The following is an 18,723-nucleotide window of genomic DNA, read 5'->3' as shown; positions in this document are numbered from 1 at the left end:
CTGGCCTTTTTTATAACTAAAAAACAGTATTAATCGAATATGTGCAGTGAATTTAATTTAATCGATCGATTTTTTGTTCAAGAAAATGTTTCGCGTGATGATGTTGATTTAGGCATTGGGGATGATTGCGCATTAGTAACAGTACCTGAGGGCTATCAAGTAGCCATAACCACAGATACTTTAGCCGCTGGAACGCATTTTTTGGTTGATGCAGACCCGGTAAGTGTTGGTCATAAAGCACTGGCATCTAATTTGAGTGATTTAGCTGCTATGGGAGCAAAACCAACTTGGGTGTCTTTAGCATTAACCTTACCTCAACCTGATGAAAAGTGGCTAGAAGGGTTTTGTAAAGGATTCTTTGATTTAGCTAAACAATACCAAGTTGAGCTCATTGGTGGAGATACAACAAAAGGGCCTTTAAGTATTACGATTACGGTACAAGGAATTATACCTAAAGGAGCGGCGTTAACTCGAAGTGCTGCACAAATAGGTGATGATATCTATGTTACTGGAAATTTAGGAGATAGTGCCGCAGGTCTTGAAGTGATTTTAAATTCACAAAAAAATGCGAAGGGTGAGTTAGAAAAAGAGTTAGAAAAACGTCATTATTATTCAACACCACAAGTTGAGCTTGCGCAAGATATTCGTCATCTATGTCACGCAGCATTAGATATTTCTGATGGTGTTATTTCAGATTTAGGTCATATATTAAAGCAATCAAATGTGAGTGCTGAACTTAATGTTAATAACTTACCTATTTCAAGTGAACTTGTTACGTATTATCGCCAAGATAAAGAAAAATGTCAGAAACTTGCATTAACTAGTGGTGAAGAATATGAACTTTGTTTTACGGCACCTAAAAAAAATAGTAAAGCAATCAAACAAATAGCTACTATTTTAAATAAAAAAATTAGTATAATTGGTGAGATAATTGATAAGCCATTTAACAGTTTACCAGATAGTGTACAATTGTTTGATAATAATAAACTATTAGATTGGCAATTATTAGGTTACGACCACTTTAGGAGAGAAAAATGACAAATCCTCTAGCCTTAATTAGTCTTAAAAACCCGTGGCATTTATTAGCTACTGGGTTTGGGAGTGGCCTTTCTCCAATAATACCTGGAACAATGGGTACATTGGCCGCAATTCCACTGTATTTATTACTTGCTCAGTTGCCATTTGCTTTGTTTGTCATAGCTGTGGCTGCCTCTGCTCTTATTGGTATTAAGATTTGCGACATTACTTCAGCTGACATGAAGGTTCATGATCATGGATCAATTGTTTGGGATGAGTTTGTTGGCTTATGGATCACTATGAGTATTGTTCCATATTTAAATTTAGAAGTAACTGATTGGAAATGGTTACTAACTGGTTTTATTTTGTTTCGATTTTTTGACATGGTAAAACCTTGGCCAATTGGATGGTTAGATAATAAAGTTCATGGCGGCTTTGGTATCATGCTTGATGATATTGTTGCTGGATTTATGGCTCTAATTAGCCTTTGGCTAGTTGGAAAGTATTCTGGTTGGTTGTAATGCGTAACGGTAGATTGTTACTAAGTTCCTTATTTTTGACGCTTGTTTCATTTTTTTGTGCATCTAAGTTGGCTTTAGCCGATCCTGTTTTAGTTGGTTATTGGGGTTATAATGAATACCTTGATTTGTACCCTGAAGAGAAAGCACTAACCAATACTCTAAAAGAAACCGTTAGAGGTGAGCCCGTACCTCTATCTATTAAGCAAACAAAACCAATCAAAATATCTTTTGTTTACCCTGGTGAGCAATCATCTGATTATTGGCAACGTAATATTGTTGCTCTTGAATCACGTCTGAAAGCGTTAAATATCCAATATGAACTAACTCCTGTTTCAACACGTCTAAATGTTGATTTTAAAGAACAAAGTCGTTCTTTGCATAAAGCGATAGAGCAAAAATCAGATTATTTAATTTTTACTCTTAACACCACTCGTCATCGTAAATTTATTGAGCATGTATTGCAGAACCCAGAAACAAAGATTATTTTGCAAAATATCACAACACCAGTAAAAGCATGGCATGGTAGTCAACCATTGCTTTATGTGGGATTTGACCATGTTATTGGTACTAAATTATTAGCAAACTATTTTCAACATCGTTTTCCAGAGCATGCTAATTATGGAATGTTATATTATTCATATGGCTATTTGAGTACAGCAAGAGGTGATGTATTTGTTCAATCTATGGATAGTAATAAATATACACTGACCTCTTCTTTTTATACTGAAGCGACTGAAAAAAGCGCTTATGCTGCAACACAAGATATATTAAAAGATAATCCTGATATTGATTTTATTTACTCTTCATCTACAGATATTGCTTTAGGTGCAATTGATGCTATTAAAGAAAGTAAGAATACTAATACCATCATTAATGGTTGGGGTGGCGGTTCATTAGAGTTAAAAGCCATAGAAGATGGAGATCTTGATGTTACTGTTATGCGTATGACTGATGATACAGGTATAGCAATGGCAGAAGCTATCAAACTAGATTTAGAGAAAAAACCTGTGGCTACTGTTTACTCTGGAGAGTTTGAACTTGTTACATCTGATACGACTGAAGAAACACTTAATATGCTGAAACAGCGTGCATTTCGTTATTCTGGTGTAGAACACTAATAATGAATAAAGGTAAAGCCTCGTTAGCGGATCTTATTTTTCGCTCAATTTTTATTATATTCTCTATATTAACAGTAGGTATAACCATACATACCTATCAGTTAAGTGTGAATACGATTAATGAAGAAGTTAAACGAAATCTACAGCAAACGTCAGGCATAATTAATAACTTCTTTGAACATAGATTGTCTATTCTTCAAATTCGACAAGATACGGATGCAGAGAGTCTTGCTATCTATGACCAGTATGTGGAAAGTGATTATAAAAAGAAATTAAATATTTATTTTTCTAATATTGAAGCTAAATCTCCTTATAATTCACCAGATTTTAGATTTATAGAAGTTAATAATAAGTTGTACTGGGATGATGGAAATAGTTCATTTTTAAGCCTAAATGAAAACTGTTTGAAAATTATCATCAAAAAGAATCTTAATATTAACACTTGGTATTATATTAAGATGGAAGAACCTTTATCGGAATCTGATTTCTTAATTAGAAAAACACCAATAGTTAATAATGATTCAGGTAGGATTGTTGCTTTTATATATAATGCAGTCATGTTGAATAACAACATCTCATTTTTGAATAAACTTAAAAAACTAACGAACAGTCAAGATGTTTTTATTATTAATGATAATAAGATAATTGCGTCAAGTGTAAGTTCTAATACTGAAATTTATCAAGAAGTTACCTCTATCCTAGAAGGGACAAGAAAGAGAATACCAAGTAAAATATTGAACTTTACACCAATAAATATTAAATCAATATCTGGTGAACTTTCAATTTTATCTTTGAAAAATAAGGATAATATTGAATTGTTAGAACAACGATTCATTTATAGTGTTGTTCTTTCATTTTTTGTTCTTATTGCTATTGCTGTATTAATACGAGGTCTATTCGAGCATAAAATATTATTATCGTTAAATTCTCTATTAAAATACACTAATAAAGTATCAAAAAATGAAACTCGTTCCGAATACCAAGGTTGTGGTATTTTGGAGTTTGATCAGATTGGTGAAAAATTAGAGCAGACATTTTCTGAATTAATTGAAGCGAAAGAAGAAAGTTATAGAGCTCAAAGAGCAGCTGAAAAATTGGCTCAAGTAAAATCTGATTTTTTAGCAAGAATGAGTCATGAAATCAGAACACCTTTAAATGGGATTTTAGGCATATCTAGTCTATTAAAGAGTAGTAACTTAAATAGAGAACAGCAAAAACAAGTCAATATTCTCCATCAAGGAGGGGAGCATCTTCTCGCTGTATTGAATGATATTTTAGATTTTTCGCAAATAGAGCAAGAGAAACTAAAAATAAATAGCGCACCTTTTAAACTGAGTGATGTATTAGAAAATATTAATGCAATCTATTTTCCTCTTTGTAAAAATAAAAATGTATTTTTTTCAATTGAAAACCATGTTAGTTCAGACGTATTCATAAATTCTGATCAAGTAAGATTAACGCAGATACTTTTTAATCTGTTAAGTAACGCCGTTAAATTTACAGAGAAAGGTAAAGTAAAACTAACTTTATCACTTAATAAGCATAATTCAGATTACTACTTACAATTTTCGGTTGATGATACAGGGGTTGGGATCTGTTCTGAAGAGCAAGCAAGAATGTTTGAACCATTTGAACAGTCAGGATTTTCTGAATCGAGAAAATTTGGAGGAAGTGGATTAGGGCTGGCTATTGTTAAGCAATTGCTTGATTTGCTCAAAGGTAAAATAACTATAAATAGCACGATAGGTGTCGGCTCTACATTTAGCGTTCTTATTCCTGTCTTAATTTGTGAGGATAAAGCGGGTGTTTTAGATGTTAAAGCTGAAAATGAAATAACGTCATTACCAACAGGATTAAAGGTTTTATTAATTGAGGATAATAAATCCAATGCTTACATTGCGAAAGCTTATTGTCAAAAGTATGGGTTAAACGTGACCTGGCGAAATGATGCTGCTCAAGGCATTGCTGAGCTGTCTAAATCTGAGTTTGATTTGATCTTAATGGATAACCAAATGCCGGGAATGAGCGGTATTAAAGCAACCAAATATATTCGTAATCATTTGAAAATAATGACGCCTATTTATGCGTATACTGCTGATGCATTAGAGGAATCCAATCAAGAATTTTTCTCAGCAGGGGCTAATTATATTATTACTAAGCCAATAAAAGAAAAGTCGATATTGGATGCATTGGTTTTTTATAAATCAGAGCTCGGTTTGCCACCTTTTGACTCGTAACTAGCTTCGTTTAATTCGAACGACTCTCATTACTTCAATATCAAAGCCTGCTATTTTTTCACTACTTGGGTAATAGGTGAGATTAACCTTTGCGCCTTTGAGAGATTGGTAGGCTTTTGTTCTATTAAATTTAAATGGAACATTACATCCATCAATCATAATAGTATGCTGTATCCAATCTCCTATATCTCTTTGTGTATGAGAGGTGACTTTAACATCAACACTATGGGTTAGTTGCTGATGTTTATTTAGCATTTTGTCTACGTTAGATTTCATCATTCGGCTCACTCGTTAATTCTATCCAATGATGGGATATATCCTAATTTCAGTCAATATAACAAGGAAAGCTATATGTCTAAAAAAGTGTATTGTGTTGCTCAGTTTTTGCCAAAAGAGGGGAAATTAAATGAACTGTTTAAGGTATTACAAAGCTTAGAACCAAACACAATAAGAGAAGATGGTTGTCTTCAATATATCGTTACTCGTCATATTCAAACACCATTTGCCGAAGGCGAAAGCTACCCTATTGCTTTTAATGAAATTTGGGCTGATAACGAAGTATTTGAAGCGCATTGTCAGCGTGATGAAATTAAACAATTTTTCGAGCAGCAATGTATAGCAGATGATGGATTAGTCGATAAATGGAATGTGTGTATTTATACGGATGAGCCAATTGATTTTGATGCTCCTAAGATTCCATAAAATAAAAATGCCACCAAACGGTGGCATTGCTTAGGAAACTAAGATGGACATGAAATTAGAGATCAAGATAATCTCTAATTTGTTGCTCAATGCCATTTGCATCAAGTTTTAGTTCGGTATGCATTTCTTCTTGCGTACCTTGAGCTATAAATTCATCTGGCAAGCCTAATTGAAGAACTGGTTTAACAAGACGGTTTTTCATTAAAAATTCAATGACACCTGAACCTGCACCACCTGAAATCGCATTTTCTTCAATAGTCACTAAAACATCGTGATTGGTTACTAATTCGCAGATCAGTGCTTCGTCGAGAGGTTTAGCAAAACGCATGTCTGCAACGGTTGCATCTAACTTTTCTGCCGCTTCTAAGCTATTTGCTAAGAAGGTACCAAAGTTTAAGATAGCAACTCGCTCTCCTTTTTCCGTCACTTTAGTTTCACGGAGTAAGCGACCTTTACCAATTTCAAGTGCTTGCATTTCATTATTTACTTGAATACCTGTTGCACTCCCTCGAGGGTAACGAACAGCACTTGGTCCAGTGTGTTTATGGCCTGTGTAAAGCATTTGGCGGCATTCGTTTTCATCACTTGGTGTCATTATGACCATATTCGGAATACAGCGCATAAAACTGATATCAAAAGCACCTTGGTGTGTTTGTCCATCTGCGCCGACTAAACCTGCACGGTCAATAGCAAACATTACGGGTAAATCCATAATCGCAACATCATGAATTAATTGATCGTAACCACGCTGTAAAAACGTTGAGTAGATAGCAACTATCGGGTTATAGCCCGCAATCGCCATTCCGCTAGCTAGAGTAACTGCGTGTTGTTCTGCAATGGCTGCATCAAAATATTGGCTAGGGTATTCTTTAGAGAAACGAACCATACCAGAGCCTTCTCGCATTGCTGGTGTAATAGCCATAAGCTTGCTGTCTTCTTTAGCCATATCGCAAAGGAAGTCACCAAAAACAGCAGAGAAGGTTGGTTTGCCACCAGACGATTTTGGTAATGAAGTATTGCTTGGATCAAACTTAGGTACGCCATGGTAGCTGATTGGATCTTTTTCAGCAGGCTCATAGCCTTTACCTTTTTTCGTCATGATATGTAAAAATTGCGGCCCCTTTAGGTTACGCATATTTTTAAGCGTTCTAACCAGCTCATTAACATCATGGCCATCTACAGGACCAATGTAATTAAAGCCTAACTCTTCAAACATGGTACCAGGTACAACCATGCCTTTTAAATGTTCTTCTGTGCGCTTTAATAGTTCTTTAATCGTAGGCGTACCAGAAAGAACTTTTTTGCCACCTTCACGAATAGATGTGTATAAACTACCAGACAAGACACGTGCTAGTTGATTATTTAATGCGCCTACGTTTTCAGAAATTGACATTTCATTATCATTTAAAACAACCAGCATATCAGGATGAATATCACCAGCATGGTTTAGTGCTTCAAATGCCATACCAGCAGTTATAGCTCCATCACCAATAACACTGACTATTTTACGATTCTCTTGCTCTTTTTCAGCACAGATAGCTAAGCCTAAAGCGGCACTAATCGATGTTGATGAATGACCTACCGAGAGAACATCGTATTCACTTTCACCGCGCCATGGGAATGGATGTAATCCATCTTTTTGACGGATGGTTGAAAGTTGTTCACGACGACCAGTCAGTATTTTGTGTGGGTAAGCCTGATGGCCAACATCCCAAATAAGTTGATCAAATGGAGTGTTATACACGTAATGCAAAGCAACAGTTAACTCTACGACACCAAGACCAGATGCTAAGTGGCCACTCGTTTTACTTACTGAATTTAATAAGTAAGTACGCAGCTCATCGCACAAAGCAGGAAGGCTTTCTTTAGGTAAAGAACGTAATTCATCTGGAGTATTTGCCAAAGCCAGAATTGGGTATTTTGAAATATCTAATGACATAGTAGTTAGCGCTTATCTGTTTTAGTTTTTACGCTCAATGACGTATTGGGCGAACGCTTGCATTGCATCCGTGTTATAAGGGATGTCGTTTAATGCTTCAATTGCTGTTTGATACAGTTGTTCTGCTTTATGTTTAGCGCCTTCAAGGCCAAGTAAAGCAGGATAGGTACTTTTATCTAATTCTAGATCAGAACCCTGTGGTTTTCCGAGAGTTTCAGTATCACTAATAATATCTAAGATATCATCTTGTACTTGAAAGGCGAGACCAATAGCGTCGGCATAAACTTCTAACTGAGGAAGAATAGCTTTGCCTTTCTCACCTGCACAAAGTGCACCAAGTTGAATTGCACACTTAATCAGGGCGCCGGTTTTATTTGCATGGATGCGTTCAAGTGAAACAAGGTCCACTTTTTTGCCTTCGGCTTCTAAATCTAACGATTGTCCCATGCACATACCTGATGCGCCTGATGCTTTTGATAATACACGGATCATATCGATGCGTGATGTTTCGGCATCGTCACTTAATTGACCATTGGCTAATATTTCAAAAGCAAGAGTTTGTAATGCATCACCAGCTAGAATGGCAGTAGCTTCATCAAATTTAATATGACAAGTCGCATGACCACGACGAAGATCATCATTATCCATTGCTGGTAAGTCATCATGGATCAATGAATAAGAGTGGACACATTCAATAGCTGCGGCTGCACTATCGGCAAATTCAGCTTTAATGCCAAGCATTTGTGCTGTGATATAAACTAAATATGGTCGAGCTCGTTTGCCACCTAACAAAAGCGAATATTTCATTGCTTCTGTTAATGGTTGTTGCTGTATTTCGATTTTTTCAATCCATTGATTCAATTGTTCAATGTTTCTATTTTGAAAAAAAGTCAGTTGTTGTTTTAGTGAATCAGTCATCTTGTCCATCAAAAGGCGTTAGTTCTGCGTTATCGTCTGCTTGAAGAAGAATTTCAACTCGTTGCTCTGCTTGAGTTAATTTTTCTTGTCCTGCTCTTGCTAAAGAAATACCTCGTTCAAACTTCTTCAATGCATCTTCGAGTGGCAAGTCACCACTTTCAAGTTGATTGACGACAGAATCTAGTTCTTCTATTGCCGCTTCAAACGATAAATTTTCAGGTTTTTTTACAGCCATAATGATTCACTCTTAAAAAGATCCAAGAAAGGTAACTCAGAGAGAGGTGAGGGTCAATTGAACAGGTGAGAAAGTCACGTATAAAAGTAAAATTTAGTGATTAAGGGCTACTTTTCAATCGATATTTTAATGGAGTGAATCTTTTTATACAAAAAAATTAAACCATCCAAGGCTTTGGTCGATAAGAAATAAGCGGCAAAAAAGCGATATGATTTTATGGCTTAAATTTTGCTTAGCACATTGTAAGTAAACACAAGCAGCATATAGGGGAGCGCTCTGTGGATTTAGCAACGTTAATAGGCCTAGTTGGTAGTTTTGCATTTATTATCATGGCAATGGTACTGGCTGGTGGTTTAGCCATTTTTATGGACACAACATCGGTTTTAATCGTAGTTGGTGGTTCAATTTTTGTTGTTTTGATGAAATTTACCGTGGGCCAATTTTTTGGCGCGGGTAAAATTGCCGGTAAAGCCTTTATTTTTAAAACAGATGAACCTGTTGATCTTATTGTAACTATTGTTGAAATGGCTGATGCGGCTCGTAAAGGTGGTTTCTTAGCATTAGAAGAAAAAGAGATCAGTAACTCTTTTATGCAAAAAGGTATTGATTTACTGGTTGATGGTCATGATGCTGAAGTTGTAAAAGCAACTTTACAGAAAGACATTGCATTAACGAATGAGCGTCATGAACGTGGTGTTGGTGTATTTACCGCTTTTGGCGATGTAGCTCCTGCGATGGGTATGATTGGTACCTTAGTAGGCTTGGTTGGTATGTTATCAAACATGGACGATCCTAAATCTATCGGTCCTGCGATGGCGGTTGCTCTATTAACAACATTATACGGTTCTGTTATTTCAAACATGGTGGCATTCCCTATTGCTCATAAACTTGAATTACGTAAAGAACAAGAAAAATTGAATCGCCGTTTAATTCTTGATGGCATTTTAGCGATTCAAGATGGTCAAAACCCTCGCGTTATTGATAGTTATTTACGTAACTACTTAAACGAGAAAAAACGTGTTGTCGATACTGGCGAAGAATAAGACTGGGAGTCACTAATGGAAGATGAAAACGACTGCAAATGTCCTCCTGGTGCCCCCTTATGGATGGCAACATTTGCTGATTTAGCAACATTATTAATGTGTTTTTTCGTTCTATTACTTTCGTTCTCAGAAATGGATGTATTGAAGTTTAAGCAGATTGCAGGTTCGATGAAGTTTGCTTTTGGCGTGCAAAATGTTTTAGAAGTAAAAGACATACCAAAAGGCACTAGCGTTATTGCTCAAGAATTCCGCCCGGGACGACCAGAGCCAACGCCTATCGAAGTTATCATGCAACAGACAATTGATATTCCGCAGAAAACATTAGATTTTCATGATGGAGAATCGGATCGTGCTGGTGGTACTAAACGAGAAGCGGGTAAGCAGACTGGTGGTGAGTCACCATCTAACTCGACACAAACGAGTGCTCAAAGTAATTCAGAATCTGAAAGTCAAACTCAAAGTCAACAAGAGTTAGAAGATACGATTAAAAAAGCACTCGAGCGTGAGATAAGTGAAGGGGCGATTGAAGTTGAGAATTTAGGTCAACAGTTAGTGATCCGAATTCGAGAAAAAGGCGCGTTTCCTGCGGGCTCTGCATTTTTACAGCCGAAGTTCCGTCCACTTATTCGTCAAATTGCTGAATTAGTTAAAGATGTTCCAGGTATCATTCGCGTATCAGGTCATACTGATAATCAGCCTTTAGATTCAGAGCTTTACCGTTCTAATTGGGATTTATCTGCTCAACGAGCGGTATCCGTTGCTCTTGAGATGGAAAGAGTTAAAGGTTTTGAAAGTGACCGCCTACGAGTTCGTGGTATGGCGTCAACAGAACCATTGGTTTCAAATAAAACCGCTGAAGGCCGAGCTCGAAATCGTCGTGTTGAAATCAGTATCATGCAAGGTAAACCTCATGAGAGTGATGAAGTACCTAGTGCTCAACCGTAATTAGAGTTAAAGAGCTCAGAGTTAATTAAGATAATAATGAAAGGCGAGTTGAATTAGCAACTCGCCTTTTTTTTCGGTATAATCTTGCGCCTTAGATTCGGTCCTGAACCAACCTTATCTATCCTTTTGATTGTTTTCCTACATCAGTGAAGTCTATATATGAAGTTTATCGTTAAGCCACACCCAGAAGTTTTTGTTAAAAGTGATTCAGTACGTAAGCGTTTTATTCGTATTCTAGAATCTAACCTACGCAGTATTATTCAGCGTGAAACCAAAGGTGTTGAAGTCATCAACCGTCGTGATCATATCGAAGTGACAGGACTGAGTGATGAATACCGTGATGTAACATTGTCGGTACTAACGCAAACTCCAGGTATTCACCATGTACTTGAAGTTAAGCAGTCAGGCTTTACAGACATGCATGATATTTTTGAGCAATGTCTTGAAATGAATCGTGAGATTATCGAAGGCAAAACATTCTGTGTGCGTGTTAAACGTCGTGGTAATCATGACTTTACCTCTATTGAACTAGAGCGTTACGTTGGTGGCGGTTTAAACCAATCAGTAGAAAGTGCAAGTGTTCGTTTAAAGAACCCTGAAGTAACGGTAAAATTTGAAGTCGCAAATGATAAATTAAACCTGATCATTGCTCGTCATAAAGGCTTAGGCGGTTTTCCACTTGGTACTCAAGAAGATGTTCTAAGTTTGATTTCTGGTGGTTTTGATTCTGGTGTATCAAGCTACTTACACATTAAACGTGGTTCAAAAGTTCATTACTTATTCTTTAATTTAGGTGGCCCAGCTCACGAGATTGGCGTGAAACAAGTATCGCACTTCTTGTGGAAAAAATACGGTTCATCAGCAAAAGTTAAATTTATCTCTGTTGATTTTGATCCAGTTGTCGCTGAGATCTTAGAGAAAGTCGATGATGGCCAAATGGGTGTTATCTTAAAACGTATGTTTATGCGTGCTGGCGGCATGGTTGCTGAGAAATTTGGCATTGAAGGTTTAGTTACAGGTGAAGCATTAGGTCAAGTATCTAGTCAAACACTAACTAACTTACGCCATATTGATAATGTAACTGATTCATTAATTCTACGTCCTCTAATTAACTGGGATAAAGAAGACATTATTGATTTAGCTCGTGAGATTGGTACTGAAGATTTCGCGAAAACAATGCCTGAATACTGTGGTGTAATTTCTAAGAAACCAACAGTAAAAGCGGTGAAAGAAAAATTAGAGAAAGAAGAAGCGAAATTTGATTTCTCTGTTCTTGAGCAAGCTGTTTATAACGCACGAGTTATGGACATTCGTGATATTGAAAAAGAAAGCCAAGAACAAGCACCAGAAGTTGAAATGGTATCTGAGCTAGGATCTGATGTTGTGGTTCTTGATATCCGTAGTGCTGAAGAAGAAGATGAAAAGCCATTAGAACTTGATGGTGTTGAGGTAACTCACATTCCTTTCTTCAAATTGGCAACCAAGTTTGGTGATCTAGACCAATCTAAAGAGTACTTATTATACTGTGAACGCGGTGTGATGAGCCGTCTTCAAGCTTTATTATTAATTGAGAATGGTTACAAGAACGTAAAAGTTTACCGTCCATAGTCAGTTAACCATTTTTATTTAAAAAGGGCGTTGATCATTCAACGCCCTTTTTTTGTTTATAACCGATTGGAATTAAACTTGATGATAATTAAGATTAGGAAGTGTTACTAAATCAGCTGCTAATTTAGCTGTAAGCTCTTTTCCTGCAAGCGTTGTTACTATTTCCATTGCAAACTCAAGTGCCGAACCTGGACCTTGGCTTGTGATTAAATGATTTAACACATCAGTAAATACACGCTTAATACGGCGATTTTTCTCTGGAATGGTTTCCATAAAGCTTGGGTAGCAAGTCATTAATGCATCTGGATATAAATTATGATGTTGTAAAACAATGGCTGGTGCAGCACAAATAGCAGCTACCCATTTCTCATCGTATTTTTGTTGTTTTAACATCTCAATGAGTAGGGTACTGTCTCTGAAATTTTCAGAGCCTTTTAATCCACCAGGTAGAACAATACAATCAAACTCTTCATCAGCAACTTCAACGAGTTTTACATCAGCGGTTAACATCACTCTTTGTGCGGCCTTCATGGTTAATGAGCCGTCAAAAGCCGTACTTGCAACGGTCACATCAAATTTTGCACGCTCTAGAATATCAATTACCGTAATAGCTTCTAACTCTTCAGTGCCGGGTGCGATACATACGAGAATTTTTTTAGTCATAATGTGTTCTCTTCAAATTGTTTAATTTGATTATATAACGATTGATTGATAGGTGCTGAAATACCGTGAAATTTAGCACGCTTTAATAAATAGCCAGTAATGAAATCAATCTCAGTTTTTCGTTGATAAAAACAGTCACGATTCATTGAAGAATAATTGGCAGATGTTGCTTTTATAACTTGAGTTACCGTTGAAAGTAATTCATTTTGTGCCCATTCAATATTTTCTTTTTGCAGAACTTGATGTACTTCGGAGCAAATGTTCATTACATATTGATGGATATCGGGTTGTACTAATTGTCCATTCTTACATTGATGAATCGCTGTTAATGGGTTAATTGCACAGTTGATAGCGAGTTTTTTCCATAATGCGATATTAATTTCTGGGTTCCAATCGACACTTGCTAAGCTATGATGCAATACATCTTGAATAAACTGACACTGTTTACCTAGTGAGTTAAATGGCCCTACAGAGGTATTTCCATAACCTGTATGGATTACGCTAGTGCTATTTTCTTTTAATGCACCATGAGTCGTCGTTGCTTGTAAAATAGGGTGGTGATTAATGTGTTCTTTTAAGCTATCAATTGCTCCCATTCCATTATGCATAAACAGCAGTATGGTTTCTTTTGATAATAATGGAAGTAAAGGGAGTAAGGCACTTTCGACTTGCCAAGCTTTAACCGTAATTAATAGCAAATCACAATCAATCAAGGCTTGCTTATCATTACACTTAAATTGGTGTGATGAGTTTTCGTTAGCTGATAATGAAAATGATTGTTCAGAAGGTATTGAATTTCTTGTCCATAAACAGACATTGTGTCCTGCTTTTTGCAGATAGCATGCCCATAAAGAGCCGACTGCACCAGGACCAAGAATGGTGATATTCACAGATGAATCCATTAAGAAGAAATAATGAAAGCAGTGTAATTGGTTTACTACAAAAAACAAAGGCGCTCATAGTGAGCGCCTTAGTCAAATAGATATTCTAAATTAGATTAGAAGTTATATTTTAGAGTGTAGATGATAGCATCGTCTAGATCGCCTTGACCTAGTTTATTATCAGCATAACGGTATTGAATACCTGTAGTGATGTGTTTAGTTGCATTCCACCAGAACGCTACAGCACCGTTGAAAGAAATATCATCTGTTTCACCAGATAGAGCTGTATAAGCGCTATCACGAGCAAATTCCATTTCATTCCAGTTACTGATAGAGAAAGATTGCTCGCCAAGGTTAAAGTTATAACCTGTAACCCAACCAGCCATACCACCGTTCATATCAGAGAAACCGTTTGTATTAGTGTAGTGAGCACCAATGAACGGGTTAAAGAACCATTGCTCACCTGAAAAGTTGTAAGAAACACCAGCAACAGTGTTACGAACATGCCAGCCTAGGTTTTCTGTTGAATAAGTTTGACCGTAAAGGCGTAATTCACCAAGACCAGTTTTGTAAGTAATAGAACCTTTGCTTGAAGCAGCCATGCTGTCTTTTTGACCTTCTAGATCAAGGAAACCGTATAGTTCACCCCAATCAAAGCCTGCACCACCTTCAAATTCAAGGTATGCAAAATCATCTTTACCACCATCATTAGAGCTGTTAGACCAATCAAGGTAGTTGATGTTCATGTTACCCCAAGTGTATAGATTTTCAGCTTGAGCAGGAATAGCAACAGTTGTAGCAAGAACAGATAGAGCTAAAAGTGATTTACGCATAATGGTATCTCTATAGTTATGTATTACAAAAAATGATAGAAGGACGATATGTATCGTTCTCGAATGACGCAAATAATATAGAGAAAGTTCACTTTTTTAAATGCAATTTATGTAATAGCAATGTTATATGTAGATCTCGATCGTGTTTATAAATTGAGCTAAGAAAATTAAGTGATCAATATCACTTACTTGACAAAACTCTGACGTAAAAGTGTGAACAAAAACAAAAAAGCCTCCGATAAACGGAGGCTTTGGTAGCACAGTTGTTACGTATAAGAACTTTAAGAGCTTTGATGCTTATCAAGAAGAGCTTTGAAATGCCCTTTAAGCATAAGCAGCATAATTAGACTAGGAATAACCATTACGGCGGTTAATACAAAGAATAAAGGCCAGCTATTTAAGTAGTCAGCCAACTCACCACTGAAAGAGGCTAATGTTGTTCTGCCTAAGTTACCTAATGAAGCTAGTAACGCATATTGAGTCGCAGAGAAAGCTTCACCAGTAAGTATGGTTAAGAAGGATACAAAGGCAACGGTTGAAAACGCAGTTGTGAAGTTATCAACAATAATAGTCGCTAGGAATAAGTGCTCATTAGGGCCGACATTAGCGATAAGTGCAAACATTAAATTACTTGCAGCCATAGCGATCCCACCAATCATTAGACCTTTTACTACACCAAAACGAACGTTGATTAAGCTGCCTAATAGGGTGAAAAATACGGTTGCTCCCCAGCCGATCAGTTTAGAGTAATAGCCAATTTGTTCGTTACTAAACCCGATTTCTTTATAGAAAGTGATCGACATTCTTCCCAGAAAAGCTTCACCAATTTTAAATAAGAAAACGAATAATAGTAGAGTACAAGCTGTTTTTACGCCGTTTCGATTAAAGAAGTCATAAAATGGTTCAATTACTGTTACGGTAAACCAAGCGGCAATTTTAGAGCCAACCAATTTATTATGACGCTCTTCGGCTTCGTGTTGCAGTTCATCACGTTTGGTTTTTGGTTCGCCGACTAATAGAGTGAATACCATTAATAAGCCAACAATTCCCGCCATGCCATAGTAAACGCCATTCCATCCGATGCTATCTGCATTAATAAAAGCTAAATAACCAGGTAATGAATAGCCAGTCCACCAACCAATCACGGCCATTGCTGATGCCTGAGGCATTTTAGTGGATTCTGATTTTGGGAAGGTATCAATACGGAATGCATCAATGGCTACATCTTGTGTCGCTGATGCAGTCGCAATAGCAAGTGCAAACATTGATGTTAGCATTAAATTTTTTGAAGGGTCTAATCCTGCAATTTGCAACGTACAAAATAGAACAATAGCTTGGCAAACAAAGATCCAACTACGGCGTTGGCCTAGTTTATTTCCAATAAAAGGGAGCTTTACACGGTCAACAAGTGGTGCCCACATAAAGTTAATCGCATATACCGCGAATACTGAACCGAAATAACCAATAGCAGCACGAGTTAATCCAGCATCTTTTAACCAACCCGACATGTTCGAGCCAATAAGTACCCAAGGAAAGCCACTAGAACAACCTAGCATGAAAACCCAAAGTAAACGTTTATCCATGTAGCTTTTTACGGCTGTTTTCCATTGCATGGAATGAGACATGAAACGCTCCTTGTTATTTGTTCTTATTGAAATAGATAGAAAAAGCAGCCCGAAAGCTGCTTTAGAGTAGTGCTATATTAACTAAATTATTTAATTAATGTTGCTTTAGTTATGATAATTGGCTCAACTGGAATATCACGCATACCATTTGGTAGTGCTTTGGTTTTCTTAGTTGCCATTTTTTGAATCACATCAAAACCTTGTGTTACTTTACCAAACACAGCATAGCCCGGTGGACGCTGACTTGCGTTTAAGAAGTCATTGTCATTTAGGTTAATGTAAAATTGACGAGTAGCAGAGTCAGGATTATTAGTGCGTGCCATCGCAATCGTCGCAGTGTCATTACCTAAACCGTTATAACCCTCATTCTTAATTGGGCCATAGCTTGGTTTCTTCATCATATTTTTGTCAAAACCACCACCTTGAGCCATGAAGCCTGGGATTACTCGGTGAAATTGAGTTCCAACATAACTGCCATCTTCAACATAACGGATGAAGTTTGCCACAGAAATAGGGGCTTTCTCTGAATTTAGTTCAACAGTAAAGTTACCTAATGTGGTTTCAAATTTTACCGATTCTGCTAGAGCCATTTGACTCGTGCTAAGAGCTGCAATAATTAATGCGGCTTTTGAAATCATTTTAATCATTAAAAGTTACCTTTAATGTATGTTTGTAATTCTTCATCAACAGCGATTTTATCTAATACTGCATTTAATAAGTCATTAAGAACTTGTTCAATATCTTGATTATCAGCACTCATAGAGCCTGTTTTTTCAGATACGCCATTGTAGGTTTTAACAAACTTACCTTTTGGTGTTTCTGCTGTAATTTGAAGCTTAACCTGAGTTTTGATTTCATTACTCATTAGAGAATGCTGAACACTTACTAACGCTTCGATAATGTCTAAACGTAACGTGTTGTCACTATCTACAGTAATCACAAAACCCTGAGTTTTTAATTGTGTCGATAATGCATCTTCTAGAGTGACACGTAAGTTTTGTTTTGCGTGAATTGGTTGTACATTTTGGCGACCATTATCAATTACTGCAACATATTGTGCAGTACGTAAATCACTGCTATCTAATGTTAATTTAATACCATCAACGATTTGGTGAGCATTTGATGATGCTTTAGGTTGAATATCCAATTGTGGATCTGATGGTGCACTACAAGCAGCTAAAAAAAGTGCAGAAAGGGCAATGATGACCTTTTTCATGGTGTAATCCTTTTTTATTTTGATTTTTCGGCTTTAACAGCTTCTAAAATAACGAATTTTGAATTGCTAGCAACTGTGGTGACATTTTCTTCACCAAATAAGCGACATAACTTACCATCATAATCAAGATGACGGTTTCCAATAACTAATAATTTACCATCTTTGCACAAGATGTGCTTAGCATCACAGAACATTTGCCATGCAATATGATCGGTAATAGCCTGGCCTTGATGGAATGGAGGGTTGCAAAGTACAAGGTAACTACTGTGCTTTTTAAAACCATCGAGACAGTTATTGGCGATAAATTGGAATTGACGTTCTTTGCCTAAGTTTACTTCTAAATTACGGCGTGCAGATTCAACAGCCATAAAGCTTTCGTCAACACAAGTAATACGAGCTTCAGGGTTTAGTTGACCAGCTTTTACACTGAGTACACCATTACCACAACCAAGATCGATAATGTGTCGTAATTCAGGATCTGAAGGAATATGCTCAAGCATGAAGCGAGCACCTTGATCCAATTTTTCCCCTGAATATACATTAGGGTAGTTAAGAAGATCGATGTCTTCATTATCAACACTCCAACAAACAGCTTCTGCGATGGTTTTTGGATTCGTTGCGTTTGCATTTGAAAATACTAAGCGGTGCTTCTTCCAAGCAAGAGATGTTTTAGTTTCACCAAGGTACTCTTCAAACAGCTCAAGTGTTGAATTATGAATTTCTTTAGCTTTATTAACCGCAATAATAGGACAATCAGCGTTCATAGATTGGCGCAGTTGCTGTAACTGCCATGTTAACATTCGATTGTTTTTTGGGATTTGCATTAATACTAAATCGAAACCTTGTGGCATCTCTTCAGTTGATGTGATGAGCTGTACACGGTTACATTGGTTTCGTTGTAGGTTTTTTAATGTACCACGTTGTGAAACAAACGAATCGGTCATCATTGTTACGTTATGTTTGTCTGAGAACCAGCATGATAATGCACCAAAATTATCATTTAAGATAAGAATGTTTTTGCCATCTTCTAGGTTTAGCTCTTCTTCTACATATTTAATGATGTATTCATCACCAGCATCCCATGCTTGCAGTAGTTCTTGAGCACGTTTAGGGTAGCGTTGTAAATTTAGGTTTCGGTCAAGTAGACACAGTTCTGTTTTCATAATGATTTGATCTTCAAATAGGGAAGGCTTCTAGCTATTGTCGCAAATGGCGTATAAAG

19 protein-coding genes are annotated in these 18,723 nt (G+C 36.8%); 8 read left to right on the top strand and 11 right to left on the bottom strand.

What is annotated here, in order from left to right:
• The first annotated feature begins 39 nt into the window (after positions 1 to 39).
• From thiL to GNP81_RS09530, 4 genes are read left to right on the top strand one after another with little or no spacing between them, the layout of a single operon-like run.
• Positions 40 to 1,038, top strand: a complete 999-nt coding sequence (gene thiL / locus GNP81_RS09545; RefSeq protein WP_155671460.1) for a thiamine-phosphate kinase — start codon at positions 40 to 42, stop codon at positions 1,036 to 1,038.
• Complete coding sequence (gene pgpA / locus GNP81_RS09540) at positions 1,035 to 1,538, top strand: phosphatidylglycerophosphatase A (protein ID WP_155671462.1); 504 nt, start codon at positions 1,035 to 1,037, stop codon at positions 1,536 to 1,538. The genes thiL and pgpA overlap by 4 nt, the downstream gene beginning before the upstream one ends.
• Positions 1,538 to 2,656 carry a substrate-binding domain-containing protein gene (locus GNP81_RS09535; RefSeq protein WP_155674987.1) on the top strand — a complete coding sequence of 373 codons (1,119 nt, stop codon included), beginning with the start codon at positions 1,538 to 1,540 and terminating at the stop codon, positions 2,654 to 2,656. Before pgpA ends, GNP81_RS09535 begins: the two co-directional genes overlap by 1 nt.
• 2 nt (positions 2,657 to 2,658) lie before the next feature.
• The gene (locus tag GNP81_RS09530) at positions 2,659 to 4,893 is read left to right on the top strand and encodes a LuxQ periplasmic sensor domain-containing protein (RefSeq protein ID WP_155671466.1); all 2,235 of its coding nucleotides are present in this window, start codon (positions 2,659 to 2,661) and stop codon (positions 4,891 to 4,893) included.
• Here the strand turns inward: GNP81_RS09530 and GNP81_RS09525 are convergent, their stop codons facing one another.
• On the bottom strand, positions 4,894 to 5,172 hold the full coding sequence (locus GNP81_RS09525) for a hypothetical protein (protein WP_155671468.1): 279 nt from the start codon (positions 5,170 to 5,172) through the stop codon (positions 4,894 to 4,896).
• Positions 5,173 to 5,244: 72 nt separating this feature from the next.
• Between GNP81_RS09525 and GNP81_RS09520 the strand changes: the two genes are divergently transcribed.
• Complete coding sequence (locus GNP81_RS09520) at positions 5,245 to 5,595, top strand: putative quinol monooxygenase (RefSeq protein ID WP_155671470.1); 351 nt, start codon at positions 5,245 to 5,247, stop codon at positions 5,593 to 5,595.
• A 55-nt stretch (positions 5,596 to 5,650) separates the two neighbouring features.
• Here the strand turns inward: GNP81_RS09520 and dxs are convergent, their stop codons facing one another.
• The 3 genes from dxs to xseB are packed head-to-tail and all read right to left on the bottom strand — an operon-like array spanning position 5,651 to position 8,687.
• Positions 5,651 to 7,534 (bottom strand): 1-deoxy-D-xylulose-5-phosphate synthase, encoded by a 1,884-nt coding sequence (dxs, locus tag GNP81_RS09515; RefSeq protein WP_155671472.1) that lies wholly within the window; start codon positions 7,532 to 7,534, stop codon positions 5,651 to 5,653.
• Between the two features lie 21 nt (positions 7,535 to 7,555).
• Entirely contained in the window at positions 7,556 to 8,452 is an 897-nt protein-coding gene (gene ispA / locus GNP81_RS09510; protein WP_196587448.1) for a (2E,6E)-farnesyl diphosphate synthase, read from the bottom strand.
• Positions 8,445 to 8,687, bottom strand: a complete 243-nt coding sequence (gene xseB, locus GNP81_RS09505) for an exodeoxyribonuclease VII small subunit (protein ID WP_005418105.1) — start codon at positions 8,685 to 8,687, stop codon at positions 8,445 to 8,447. The genes ispA and xseB overlap by 8 nt, the downstream gene beginning before the upstream one ends.
• A gap of 278 nt (positions 8,688 to 8,965) precedes the next feature.
• Here xseB and pomA point away from each other — a divergent pair, with 278 nt between their 5' ends.
• The 3 genes from pomA (at position 8,966) to thiI (ending at position 12,283) form a co-directional block, all read left to right on the top strand.
• On the top strand, positions 8,966 to 9,730 hold the full coding sequence (gene pomA, locus GNP81_RS09500; RefSeq protein WP_005418107.1) for a flagellar motor protein PomA: 765 nt from the start codon (positions 8,966 to 8,968) through the stop codon (positions 9,728 to 9,730).
• 15 nt (positions 9,731 to 9,745) lie between these two features.
• The gene (locus tag GNP81_RS09495) at positions 9,746 to 10,675 is read left to right on the top strand and encodes a flagellar motor protein MotB (protein ID WP_005418111.1); all 930 of its coding nucleotides are present in this window, start codon (positions 9,746 to 9,748) and stop codon (positions 10,673 to 10,675) included.
• Between the two features lie 159 nt (positions 10,676 to 10,834).
• Positions 10,835 to 12,283, top strand: coding sequence for a tRNA uracil 4-sulfurtransferase ThiI (thiI, locus tag GNP81_RS09490; RefSeq protein WP_065595551.1), 1,449 nt, complete (start codon positions 10,835 to 10,837; stop codon positions 12,281 to 12,283).
• Positions 12,284 to 12,355: 72 nt separating this feature from the next.
• Here thiI and GNP81_RS09485 read toward each other — a convergent pair whose 3' ends face one another.
• The 7 genes from GNP81_RS09485 to GNP81_RS09455 all read right to left on the bottom strand — a co-directional run bounded on the left by GNP81_RS09485 (position 12,356) and on the right by GNP81_RS09455 (position 18,664).
• Complete coding sequence (locus GNP81_RS09485) at positions 12,356 to 12,946, bottom strand: DJ-1 family glyoxalase III (RefSeq protein ID WP_155671476.1); 591 nt, start codon at positions 12,944 to 12,946, stop codon at positions 12,356 to 12,358.
• On the bottom strand, positions 12,943 to 13,836 hold the full coding sequence (gene panE, locus GNP81_RS09480) for a 2-dehydropantoate 2-reductase (protein ID WP_336495389.1): 894 nt from the start codon (positions 13,834 to 13,836) through the stop codon (positions 12,943 to 12,945). The genes GNP81_RS09485 and panE overlap by 4 nt, the downstream gene beginning before the upstream one ends.
• Positions 13,837 to 13,943: 107 nt before the next feature.
• Positions 13,944 to 14,660, bottom strand: a complete 717-nt coding sequence (locus tag GNP81_RS09475) for a nucleoside-specific channel-forming Tsx family protein (protein ID WP_012533336.1) — start codon at positions 14,658 to 14,660, stop codon at positions 13,944 to 13,946.
• A gap of 281 nt (positions 14,661 to 14,941) precedes the next feature.
• On the bottom strand, positions 14,942 to 16,285 hold the full coding sequence (locus GNP81_RS09470) for an AmpG family muropeptide MFS transporter (RefSeq protein ID WP_155671478.1): 1,344 nt from the start codon (positions 16,283 to 16,285) through the stop codon (positions 14,942 to 14,944).
• A gap of 86 nt (positions 16,286 to 16,371) precedes the next feature.
• Positions 16,372 to 16,932 (bottom strand): peptidylprolyl isomerase, encoded by a 561-nt coding sequence (locus tag GNP81_RS09465; protein ID WP_012532986.1) that lies wholly within the window; start codon positions 16,930 to 16,932, stop codon positions 16,372 to 16,374.
• Positions 16,932 to 17,501, bottom strand: a complete 570-nt coding sequence (locus tag GNP81_RS09460) for a YajG family lipoprotein (protein WP_012534307.1) — start codon at positions 17,499 to 17,501, stop codon at positions 16,932 to 16,934. Before GNP81_RS09460 ends, GNP81_RS09465 begins: the two co-directional genes overlap by 1 nt.
• A gap of 14 nt (positions 17,502 to 17,515) precedes the next feature.
• Entirely contained in the window at positions 17,516 to 18,664 is a 1,149-nt protein-coding gene (locus tag GNP81_RS09455) for a methyltransferase (protein ID WP_155671482.1), read from the bottom strand.
• Between the last annotated feature and the right edge of the window lie 59 nt (positions 18,665 to 18,723).

This window comes from Aliivibrio fischeri (genome assembly GCF_009727955.1).
GTDB lineage: Bacteria > Pseudomonadota > Gammaproteobacteria > Enterobacterales > Vibrionaceae > Aliivibrio > Aliivibrio fischeri_A.
This window is presented reverse-complemented; position numbering and strand designations above follow the sequence as displayed.